Origin of the sequence: Streptomyces sp. NPDC048142, from assembly GCF_043202835.1 — a bacterium.
Lineage (GTDB): Bacteria > Actinomycetota > Actinomycetes > Streptomycetales > Streptomycetaceae > Streptomyces.
In genome coordinates, this window is sequence record NZ_JBIDBC010000018.1 from 143,150 (window position 1) to 153,623 (window position 10,474).

Sequence of the window (10,474 nt, forward strand, 5' to 3'; positions counted from 1 at the left end):
CACAGGACACTGGTAGATGGTTCGGACAGCGCGGGTGTGCCCCGCAGCGCATGAGGAGGCATCGGTGGCGGGCGAGTCCCCCGACAAAACGGAGCAGCAGAAGTCGTCGGGGACGGCTGCGGAGGAACGCGACCCGCGCTTCGCCGTGTTCCGTGACCCCGGCGCGAGCGCGGACGCGGGTGCGGACTCGGGCGCCACGTCCGATACGGCGACCGCTGTGTTCCGTCCCCGGCTTCCGGAGGACGCCGCCCGGCGCGAGCCCGGGGCGGAGCCGCAGGGCGCGTCCGAGACCGTGTCCGAGCCGGAGGGCGCGGCTGTGGCGGCCTCCACGGCCTCTGGGGAGGCCGCCACGCCTCCGGAGGGCGCGGGAGCCGCCGAGAGCCGTACGAGCCCGGGTGCGGACGCGGAGGCCTCCGGCGCGGAGACGCCGGCGGCGGGGTCGGCGGGCAAGGCCGGGACGGAGGCCGAGACCGAGGCCGAGACCGAGGCCGGGGACGGCCGGCTGCGTGCCGCGGTGGCCGCCTGGGTCGATGCCGAGGCCGAGGACAAGCCGGCGGGGGCCGCGGGCAACGCGGACTCCGATGCGGAGCCCGGGACCGACGGCAAGGACGAGCCCTCCGCGACGGCGGAACCGAAGTCCGAGCCCGAGGCGGACGACAAGCCGAAGCCCGAGCCGAAGCCCGGGGCGGACGACAGGCCGAAGCCCGAGGCGGACGCCGGTGATGCCTCTGACCTGCGAGGAATCGATCAGCCCACCGCCATCTTCAAGGCGGTCAGGCCGGCCGAGCGGGTTGACCAGGCGACGACCGCACTGAAGCTCCCGCCGCGCGAGAACGAGAGCAAGCCCGAGAACGAGAGCAAGCCCGGGGACAAGAACAGGCCCGAGGACAAGAACAAGCCCGGAGACAAGGGCGAGAGCGAGGGCAAGCCCGAGAGCGGGGCCGAGCGCACGAGCACGTTCGTGCCGCTGCGCTCCGACGACGTACGGTCCGCCCCCGCGTCCGCGTCCGCCCCCGCGCCCCGCAGGCCGGAGCCCGAGGCCGAGGCCGAGGCCGATGCGGGACCCGAGGCCGGCCCCGAGGCGCCCGTGCGCACCCCGGAGACCGCCTCTCCCGCCTCTCCCGCGCCCGCCGCCCCCTCCTGGGCGGCGGCCGAGCGGACCCGGCAGCAGCCGCTGCCGCCGAGGCCGCCGCTCGACCTGCTCGCCGAGCTGACGAACACCCCGCCGCCCCCGGAGACCTCGGTCCGGACCGCCGTCCGACGGGTCAAGATCTGGACCCCGCTGGTGCTCCTCCTGCTGATCGTCTTTGCGATCGTGCAGATGATGCGCCCGCTGCCGGAGCCCTCGCTGAAGCTCACGGCGAAGCCGGCGTACACCTTCGAGGGCGGGGCGACGAAGCTGGCCTGGCCGGGCCAGGGTCAGTCCGCCGTGATGGTGGACGGTGTCGGGTCGCTCGGTTCCGAGGGCGCGCAGAAGCCGGCCCCGATCGCCAGTGTCGCGAAGGTCATGACCGCCTACGTGATCCTTCAGGAGCACCCGCTCAAGGGTGACGAGGAGGGCGAGAAGATCGTCGTCGACCAGCAGGCGGAGGACGAGTCCAAGCGTCCCGACGAGTCGACGGCCCCGCTGACCGAGGGGCAGGAGCTCACCCAGCGGCAGGCGCTCCAGCTGCTGATGATCCCCTCGGGGAACAACGTGGCGCGGATGCTCGCCCGCTGGGACGCCGGTTCCGAGGACGCGTTCCTCGACAAGATGAACGACGCGGCGAAGAAGCTCGGGATGGCCGGGTCGACGTACACGGACCCGAGCGGGCTGAAGGAGACCACCGTCTCCACGGCCACCGACCAGCTGAAACTGGCGCAGGCGGTCATGCGCAACGAGGTCTTCCGGGAGATCGTGGACATGCCCGAGATCGAGATCGAGGGCATCGACGGCAAGATCTACAACAACAACAACATTCTGCTTCAGCCGGGCGTGAGCGGCATCAAGACCGGCTCCTCCACCCCGGCGGGCGGCAACCTGCTCTGGTCCGCGAACACCAAGGTCGACGGCAAGATGCTGTGGATCTACGGAGCGGTCATGGGCCAGCAGGCCGGTACCGGCCGGGTCTACGACAGCCTGGAGCTGTCCCTCCAGAACAGCCTGAAGCTGATCAAGGATGCGCAGAAGGCCGTCACTTCGGCGACGGTGGTGAAGAAGGGCGATGTCGTCGGGTACGTGGACAACGGATTCGGCGGGCAGACCCCGGTGGTCGCCACCAAGAACCTCAAGGCGGTCGGCTGGTCCGGCCTGGAGGTCGAGCTCAAGGTCACGGACAACGGCAAGGGCATCGAGCACGCCGCGAAGGCCGGGAGCGAGGTCGGCGTGGTGACCGTGGGCACCGGCACCGGAAAGGTCACGGCGCCGGTGGTGCTGCAGAGCGACCTGACCGAGCCGGCCTTCGGCGACAAGCTGACCAGGATCGGCTGAGACACCCGGTGGGAGGGGTGGGCGGCGGCGCCCGCCCCTCCCCGTTCATGACAGGGATACGTGTCCGTTTATGACAGGGATACGTGTCTGAGGTACGTGTTAGCGTCCCCGGACAACTCAAGGATGCCGGGACGCGTCCATGACCATGAAGATGCTGGGACGCGTCCATGAAGAGGTACGGGGCCGGCGGAGGACGGGGAGAGCCGTAGTGACCACCGCGGAGCCGAAGCCCGGCCGCGAGACGGGCGAGACCACGGGGGCAGGGGGCGACACCCTGCACGTTCGCGTGCCGTCCCCCCGAGTCCCGGACTCTCCTGAACCTGCTGATTCCCTTGATCCCGCCGGGTCGCCCGGGTCGCCCGGCTCACCTGGGTCGCTCGGATCGCCTGGGCCCCCAGAGCTCGCCGAGGGACCCGCCCACGAGCCGCCGCCCACCGCGGCCCGACGGCTGCTGCGGCACCCCGTCACCATCGCGACGGCGGTCGCCGCCGTCCTCCATCTCCTCTGGTTCTTCTTCTTCGCCAACACCGGCGGCGACATCGCCGCGCAGGACGCCTGGGCCGAGTTCGTGGGCCGGCACCCCGGGACCGCGTACAACCTGGCCTGGTACGGGGGCATGCACCCCGTCTCGTACAGCGTGGTGTCGCCCTACCTGATGTCGCTGCTCGGCGTCCGTACGACGATGATGATCGTCGGCACGCTCTCCTGCGCGCTGACCGCGCTGATCCTCGTGCGGGTCCCGGCCGTCCGCAATCCGCTGGCCTGTTCGCTCGCCGCGGTCTTCGCGTTCCTGTGCAACGCGCTGTCGGGCCGGGTGACCTTCGGGCTCGGCATGATGTTCGCCGTCGGCGCGGTGGCCGCGGTGTTCTGCTGGCCCTACCGGTGGCGGTACAAGCGGTGGGCCAAGGCCGCCGTCGCCGCGCCGCTCGCCGCGCTCGCGACCGCGTCCAGCCCGGTCGCCGGACTCTTCCTGGGCGTCGTCGCGGCGGCGCTGTTCCTCCACAAACGACGCCCCGGGGCGTACGCGATCGGGCTCGCCCCGGTGGCCGTGGTGGGGCTGTCCGCCTGGCTGTTCCCGTTCTCGGGTACGCAGCCGATGTCGCTCGGGACGCTGTCGCTGCCGTTCCTCTTCGCGGTCCTCGTGTACGCCCTCGTACCGCGCGACTGGAGCACGGTCCGCACCGCCGCCGCCGTCTACGGGTTCGGAGCGCTGCTCACGTACGTCATCGACTCGCAGATCGGGTCGAACATCACCCGCATGGCGATGCTGTTCGCCGGGGTGGCGCTCCTCGCCGCCCTGCCGTACGCGGTGCCGCGCAGCCGCCGCTGGTACGCCCTGGTCCTGGCTTTCGCCGGGCTCAACTTCTGGATCGGCTTCAAGAGCGTCGACGACCTCGTCCGGACCGCCCCCGCCGCGTCCTGGAACCGCGAACTGGCCCCGCTCCTGCACCAGCTCCAGCAGGTGGAGGCGGAGCGCGGCCGGGTCGAGGTCGTGCCCGCGAGCAGCCACCGCGAGGCCTCGGCGCTCGCCCCGTACGTCAACCTGGCCCGCGGCTGGAACCGCCAGGCGGACATGAAGCGCAACCCGCTCTTCTACGACGACACGCTGGACCCGGTGAACTACCGGGAGTGGCTGGACCGCTGGGCCGTGCACTACGTGGTGCTGCCCAAGGGCCGGCCGGACGGCACGGGAGCGGTCCAGGAGGCGGCACTGATCGAGCAGGGGCAGCCGTACCTGCGCGAGATCTGGGGCGACGCGAACTGGAAGCTCTTCCGGGTCCTGGACCCGGTGCCCCTGGCCGACCCGCCGGCGACGGTGGAGCGGGCGGGCGCGGGGGATCTGACGATCACCGTGAAGTCGGCGGGCCGGGTGCTGATCCGGATCCCGTACTCGCGCTGGCTCGCCCTCGTCGACGAGGAGGGCAAGAGCGTGGAGCGTCCGCAGGAGACCGAGGAGTCCAAGGAGCGGTCGCAGGAGGACGAGACCGCGCCGAAGACCTATCTCAACACCCACGGCTGCCTGAACAAGGTCGAGGAGGGCCCGTACGGCGACGAGTGGACCGAGCTGCTCGCGCCGCGACCGGGCGTGTACCGGCTGGCGGCCCCGTACCAGTTCCAGCCGGGCACGCCCTGCCCGGAAGAGCTGAGCTGAGCTGAACCGGGCGGGGCGGGGCGAGCTGGACTGGGCGGGGCTGGGCTGAGCCGGGCTCATGTGGGCCGGGCTGAGCCGGGCCGGGCGGTCGCTCTCTCCAGGCGGGACATCGGGGGAGCGGGGCCCCGGTGCGCGGCTAGCCGGTCGAGGGGGATGTCCTCTCCGTGCAGCTCATCGACCGGGGCCGGGACCTCGGCCGGGCTGGGGCTGGGAGCGGGGCCGGGACCGGGGTGACGCGCGGCGGCCCGGATGAGCCGGATGAGAGTGCCCTCCCACTGAGGAGCCCTCACCGTACGAACCCGCGGTCGTGCGGCGACAGGTCCGTGGCGGGTCCGGCGGCGCGGAGGACCGTGTCCAGGGCCCGGTCCGGATCGGCCGCGTAACACCCGCTCGCCCAGGCCGCGTTGGCTTCGATCACGGCCCAACGGCCCTCGTCGTCCCGGCCGACGTCGACGACGATCGCGGAGGGCAGGGTCTCCCCGGCGGTCGCGAGGACCTCCCGCCCGAAGGCGAGCGCGTCGCCGTCCGGCGGCCCGAGCCGGAGCCGGCCGGCCTCGGCGTACTGCCCGGCCGTGTGGACGGCTCCGTCGAGCAGATGGAGGCGGTACTCGACGGCGAACGTCATCACGTCGCTCACCAGCACCAAGGTCGCCGGGTCCACGGCGTCCGGTCCGGGCAGCCGGGACCCGTCCGCGTACACGAGCGCCGAAATGCTCTTGTCGTTGGGCGACTTGACGAAGGCGGGGCGCCGCAGCCGGTACGCCTCGCCGATGGGCATCGCCCGGATCTCGCGCCGGGTGAGCGCCTGCGGGAGCCGCGCGAGCCAGTCGACGGGCGCCTCCAGGAGGGCGATCCCGAGCGCGGGGGCCACCACGTCGGCGAAGGAGGGCCCGGCGTGCAGATGTACGGCATGCCCTTCACTCCCGGTACTCCCGGTGCTCCCAGTACTTTCTGTGCTCCCGGTGCTTCCTGTGCTCCGCGTGCCCCCGGTCCACCCCGCCCGCTCCGGCCTTCCCGCCCACTCCGGGCTCGCCGTCCACCCCGGCCGTCCCAGCCCTTCCGGTACGGCGGAGGCCGTCGCCTCGATGATCCGCAGCCCGCGACGCAGCGCGGTGGTACGTAACGTCCGGGCGGAGGCGGTCAGCCGGGGCGGGAGGAGGAGGATGCGCGGCGGGCAGGTCATGGCCGCAGATACTTCCGTACGGGTGCGCCGCACCCCCACCGATTTTTCCGGCACGGCACGGAGGGGCGCGGAGGGGCGGGCCGGGGCGAGGGGCTGATGGGGAGGCGGGGTGAGGGGGCGACGGCGGAGGCGGGCAGGGGGAGATGCGTTGTGCGAGCCAGGGGCCGTTTGGTTCGATCGCCGCATGATCATTGAACCGTCGCTCGTATCCGGCCTGGTCGCCGCCCAGTTCCCGCACTGGGCGGACCTGCCCGTGGCGGCGGTCGACGCGAGCGGGACCGCGAACGCGATCTACCGCCTGGGCGCGGACAAGGCCGTACGCCTGCCCCGTACCGAGGGCAGTGCGGCGGATGTGGCGACGGAGCACCGCTGGCTGCCGCTGCTGGCTCCGCGGCTGCCCGTCCCCGTACCGGTGCCGCTCGCGCAGGGCGTTCCCGGCGCCGGATTTCCCCGGCCGTGGTCGGTCTGCACCTGGCTGGACGGTACGAACCCGGGCCCCGGCGACGGCTCTTCGTCCTCCGGCCTGCTCGCGGCGGACCTGGCGGAGTTCGTGCTGGCGCTGCGCCGGATCGACCCGGTGGACGCCCCGCCCGCCTACCGCAGTGAACCGCTGGCCTCCCGCGACACGGCGACCCGCGAGGCGCTCGCGACCCTGGACGGGGTCCTGGACACGGTGAGCGCCACCGCCGTCTGGAACGAGGCGTCGACGGCCCCGCCCTTCACGGACCGGCCCGTCTGGGCGCACGGAGACCTCCAGCCGGGCAACGTCCTGGTCGCGGACGGCCGCCTCACCGCGGTCATCGACTTCGGCTGCACCGGCCTGGCCGAGCCCGCCGTCGACCTGATCGCGGCCTGGTACCTGCTGACGGCCGGGGCCAGGGAGACGTTCCGTACGGCGGTCGCTGCCGACGACGCCACCTGGACGCGGGGGCGGGGCTGGGCGCTGTCCATCGCCCTGATGGAGCTCGCGCACTACCGGGACGCGAATCCGGTGATGGCGCGGATCGCGGCGCACGTGATCGACGAGATCCTCACGGAGGGGCCGAGGAAGGCCCGGGGGTGAGCGGAGGGCCGGCTTCCGGGGCAGCGGACAGGCCCCGGCGGGGCGCGTCGTATGGCCGGAACGCGTGGCCGGAACCGACTGATACGTTGACGCGTCCAGATATTTGACATGCACATAATCTCGGGGGAAACGATGCAGAAGTCAGCGCGGAGCCGGATCGTGGCGCGAGCGGCAGCGGGAGTGTTGTCGGTGCTGGTCGTCGCAGGCTGCTCGGTGAGCGTGGGCAGTCCCGGGGCGGTGAGCAAGGACGAGGTCGCTAAGCAGGCGTCTGCGGCCCTGAGCAAGAAGATCGGCCGGGAGATCGACGACGTCACCTGCGAGGACGACCTCAAGGCCGAGGCCGGCGAGACCGTTCGCTGCGAGCTGACCATGGGCGGCCGGAAGCAGGGTATGACGGCCACGGTGACGTCGGTCGAGGACGACAAGGCCAAGATGGACTTCAAGGTCGACGACGCTCCCGGCGCGGGCGACTCCGCAGCGCCGGAGCCCAGCGAGCCCACGGAGCCCGCTCAGCCCTCCGGCACGCCGAGTGCCGGTGGCGGTGGGGCGCAGACGGTGGACAAGGCGGAGGTCGCCCGCCAGGGCAAGGCCGCCCTGACGGCGCAGACGGGCCAGGCCCCCGACGCCTTCTCCTGCCCCCAGGACCTCCCGGCCCGGGTGAACGCCGTTGTCCGCTGCCAACTGGCCGCGGACGGCAAGCGGTACGGCGTGACGGTCACCGCGACGTCGGTCCTCAACGGCACTGTCAGGATGAACTTCAAGGTCGACAGCACCCCGAACGGCTGACCTGGGGGAAGGCCCGTGGCGGTCTCGACGCGCACGACGCCTTCGATCCCTGACGGCCCGACCGCGTACTACCCCAGCCGGACATCGCGCTCACAGCCTTGTCGCGCGAGCTGCTGACGGACATCGCCCGCCGCATCCCCGCCGCGCGCACGCAAACGGCCCCGGACGAGAAGTCCAGCCCGTGGCGTCTGTCAGCGCAGCACCTGGACAGGACAGCACGTCCAGATCGTCGGCGTCATCGAAGATGAGCAGCCACGGGCGCTCCAGGGCCATCAGGTGGCGCCAGACAAGGTCGGCTGCGGGCCGTCCACCTCTCTCCCACGCATGGGCGACGTGTTCGGTTGAAGCCCCGGCAAGAAGGGCCACTTGGCGCATCCCGTCAGCCACAGCCGCTGCGGATCCAGCCTGGATCCAGAAGACTTCGGCACTGGCTTCTTTGGCCTGGTCAGCTGCAGTCAGGGCAACCGTCGTCTTGCCGACTCCGCCCATTCCGGACAGGGCTTGGACGCGTGGGAGGCTCGCCGCGTCGGCTTCAGCCAGAGCCGAGAGAGTGCCGTCCCGGCCCAGCACGGCATCCGGAAGCCTGCCGTAGGGAGCCTCCACCGACCCCCGCGTGAGGAGTTCCTGGCGGCTAGGGGTGGGAGTCGGGCTGTTACTGAGGTTGAACTCGGGATGTCGTGCTGCTGATCAGGCAGGTCGGATGGTCAGGCCGGTCTCGGTGAGGCAGCCGTCTATGAGGTGGCTGCGGTACTGGATGTGCCGCAGGCCGCGCCGGACGGTCTGAACGAGGTGCTCGGGGGTGCTGAAAGCGACGTTCGAGAGCCACCCGCGCCGTAGGAGTGACCAGATGCCTTCGACGGGGTTGAGGTCGGGTGCGTAGGGCGGCAGGTAGTAGATGGTCAGCCAGTCCCGGGTTTCGGCGAACTCTCTCAGTCCGGCGGCTTTGTGGACGTTGAGGATGCCCCTATGTTGCGTCAAGCGGCAGAAGACGAGGCAGCAAGGGCCGACGGCGGCTGGATCTGACGGTAGATCTCGCGAGCGACGTAGCGTTTGAGGCAGCGGATGATCTCGCGTTTCGACATGCCCTGTTTCGTGCGTCGTTCGAGGTAGTGACGGGTGCGGGCATCTCGGCGGATGCGGGTCACGACGATGCGGTAGAGGGCGGCGTTGGCCTGGCGGTTGCCCCCGCGGTTGAGCCTCCGGCGCTGGGTCTTTCCGGAAGACTGCTCGACAGGGCTGACGCCGCACAGAGCGGCGAATGATGCCTCGCTGGCCAGCCGTTCCGGGTTGTCGCCGGCGGCGATCAGCAGGGCAGCGGCACTGTCGGGCCCGACGCCGATGATGTCCAGGAGCTGCGGATGGCAGCGACGGACGGCCTTGCTAACCCGGCGGGCGAGCTCCTTCACCTCGGCGGTCAGCTGTTGGATGCGCCGGGCCAGCAACCGGAGCGTGAAGACGGCAGCATCGCTGGCGTCGGGAAGGTCGGCGCACCTGGCGATCAGGGCCGTGTTGCTGAGCTTGGACAGTGCCTCGCGCAGCGCGGGATCGACACCGAGCAGCACGGCCTTGAGCTGGTTCTTCGCCTGTGTGCGGGCCTTGACGGCCGACTCCTTCGCCAGTCGCAGTACGCGCATGTCGGCCGCCGGGCCCTCGCCGGTCTTGGGCGTGACGTCAGCGCGTCCGGACAGGACCGCGCGGGCGGCGGCCTCCGCATCGACGGCGTCGGTCTTGCCGCGCTTGCGGCGCAGGGCGCGGTCGGGCTGATTGACCTCGACGACCTGGACGTTCTCCCGGCTCAGGAAGCGTGCCAGGGCCGCTCCGTAGGATCCGGTGCACTCCACACCGGCTCGGCGCAGGACGCCGAATGCGCGTGCCCAGGCCAGGAGTTGGCGGTATCCGGCGGCGGTGGTCGGGAACTGCTGGTGGGCCAGGAGCGTCCCGAGGGGGGTGACCACGGCGGCGACATGTACGTCCTTGTGGGTGTCCACCCCCAGGATCACGTCCTCGGCCAGCGGTTCTTCTCGCTGTGCGGGCAGAGTCGGCTGGGGCATGCTGGCGATGGTCACGCGGCTCCTCGATCGGCACGGGGCTGTGGCCGACGTCGGGCCGGTGGGCGGTCAGAACTGTGACGGTGCCTTGTGCGGCAAGGCCCCTATCGGGACACGCCCGCCGGTCCGGCGGCAGCAAGCACCGCCTGGGACCACAGGCCGACAGATCCTCAACAAGGCAGCCTGGCCAGTTGTCCCACGGGTCAGACCCTGGCCCCAGACGGTGCCCCATGAGTCTCACAGTTGTCCCAGACGAGCACGATGGGGCCGTCGAGCTGCTGGTGGGCGGCGATCAGCAGGTCCCGGTAGTCGCGCCAGGAGAAGCTCTTGCGGCCGTCCCGGCTGCTGTCGTCGCGGCGGGGCCGGTAGATCAGCCTCGATCGGTAGCCGGGTTTGTAGCAGGTGAGCGCGGCTATGGAGATCCGTCTGCGGGAACGGCCCCGGACCCGGACCACCGGGGTGCGGCCGCGTGGCGCCCATGTTTTTGCGTGCGGCGGCGTCATGGAGAAGCCGGCTTCGTCCTCAAAGACGAGCCAGGCTCCACGGGCCGCCGCTAACCTTCCGCGCGGGGCCACACCTCCTTGACCCACCCCGCGACCGCATCATCGTCCCGCTCCATGGCACGACGGGCCGGGACCTGGCAGGACCAGCCGTTACGCACCAACTGAGCTTGCTCCGCTTTGACGGACACCATTGGTGTGGTGGTCAGGCTGCGAGTACGGTCTCGTACTCGGCGGGGCTGAGGTAGCCGAGGCTGCTGTGCAGTCGATGC

General features: G+C 71.5%; 7 protein-coding genes and 2 pseudogenes. 4 read left to right on the plus strand and 5 right to left on the minus strand.

Annotated features, from left to right (window positions below; translation table 11 throughout):
* Positions 1 to 64: 64 nt before the first annotated feature.
* Both ACGF2Y_RS22775 and ACGF2Y_RS22780 read left to right on the plus strand, forming a co-directional pair.
* Entirely contained in the window at positions 65 to 2,470 is a 2,406-nt protein-coding gene (locus tag ACGF2Y_RS22775; RefSeq protein ID WP_392950371.1) for a serine hydrolase, read from the plus strand.
* Between the two features lie 208 nt (positions 2,471 to 2,678).
* Positions 2,679 to 4,622 (plus strand): MFS transporter, encoded by a 1,944-nt coding sequence (locus ACGF2Y_RS22780; RefSeq protein ID WP_392950373.1) that lies wholly within the window; start codon positions 2,679 to 2,681, stop codon positions 4,620 to 4,622.
* A 286-nt stretch (positions 4,623 to 4,908) separates the two neighbouring features.
* On the opposite strand, the gene ACGF2Y_RS22785 is transcribed toward ACGF2Y_RS22780, so the two are convergent.
* A complete protein-coding gene (locus ACGF2Y_RS22785) occupies positions 4,909 to 5,805 on the minus strand; it encodes an ATP-grasp domain-containing protein (protein ID WP_392950376.1) in 897 nt (298 codons plus the stop codon).
* Positions 5,806 to 5,989: 184 nt separating this feature from the next.
* Here ACGF2Y_RS22785 and ACGF2Y_RS22790 point away from each other — a divergent pair, with 184 nt between their 5' ends.
* Positions 5,990 to 6,868, plus strand: a complete 879-nt coding sequence (locus ACGF2Y_RS22790) for an aminoglycoside phosphotransferase family protein (protein WP_392950378.1) — start codon at positions 5,990 to 5,992, stop codon at positions 6,866 to 6,868.
* 132 nt (positions 6,869 to 7,000) lie between these two features.
* Positions 7,001 to 7,654, plus strand: a complete 654-nt coding sequence (locus tag ACGF2Y_RS22795; RefSeq protein ID WP_392950381.1) for a DUF4333 domain-containing protein — start codon at positions 7,001 to 7,003, stop codon at positions 7,652 to 7,654.
* Between the two features lie 687 nt (positions 7,655 to 8,341).
* Here the strand turns inward: ACGF2Y_RS22795 and ACGF2Y_RS22800 are convergent.
* The 4 genes and pseudogenes from ACGF2Y_RS22800 to ACGF2Y_RS22815 all read right to left on the minus strand — a co-directional run.
* Positions 8,342 to 8,620, minus strand: a pseudogene (locus ACGF2Y_RS22800) (transposase); the annotation flags it as partial.
* Between the two features lie 8 nt (positions 8,621 to 8,628).
* A complete protein-coding gene (locus ACGF2Y_RS22805; protein WP_392950384.1) occupies positions 8,629 to 9,705 on the minus strand; it encodes an IS110 family transposase in 1,077 nt (358 codons plus the stop codon).
* 221 nt (positions 9,706 to 9,926) lie between these two features.
* A pseudogene (locus ACGF2Y_RS22810) lies at positions 9,927 to 10,205 on the minus strand (IS630 family transposase); the annotation flags it as partial.
* A gap of 50 nt (positions 10,206 to 10,255) precedes the next feature.
* Positions 10,256 to 10,396, minus strand: a complete 141-nt coding sequence (locus tag ACGF2Y_RS22815; RefSeq protein WP_392950387.1) for a winged helix-turn-helix domain-containing protein — start codon at positions 10,394 to 10,396, stop codon at positions 10,256 to 10,258.
* Positions 10,397 to 10,474 lie beyond the last annotated feature (78 nt).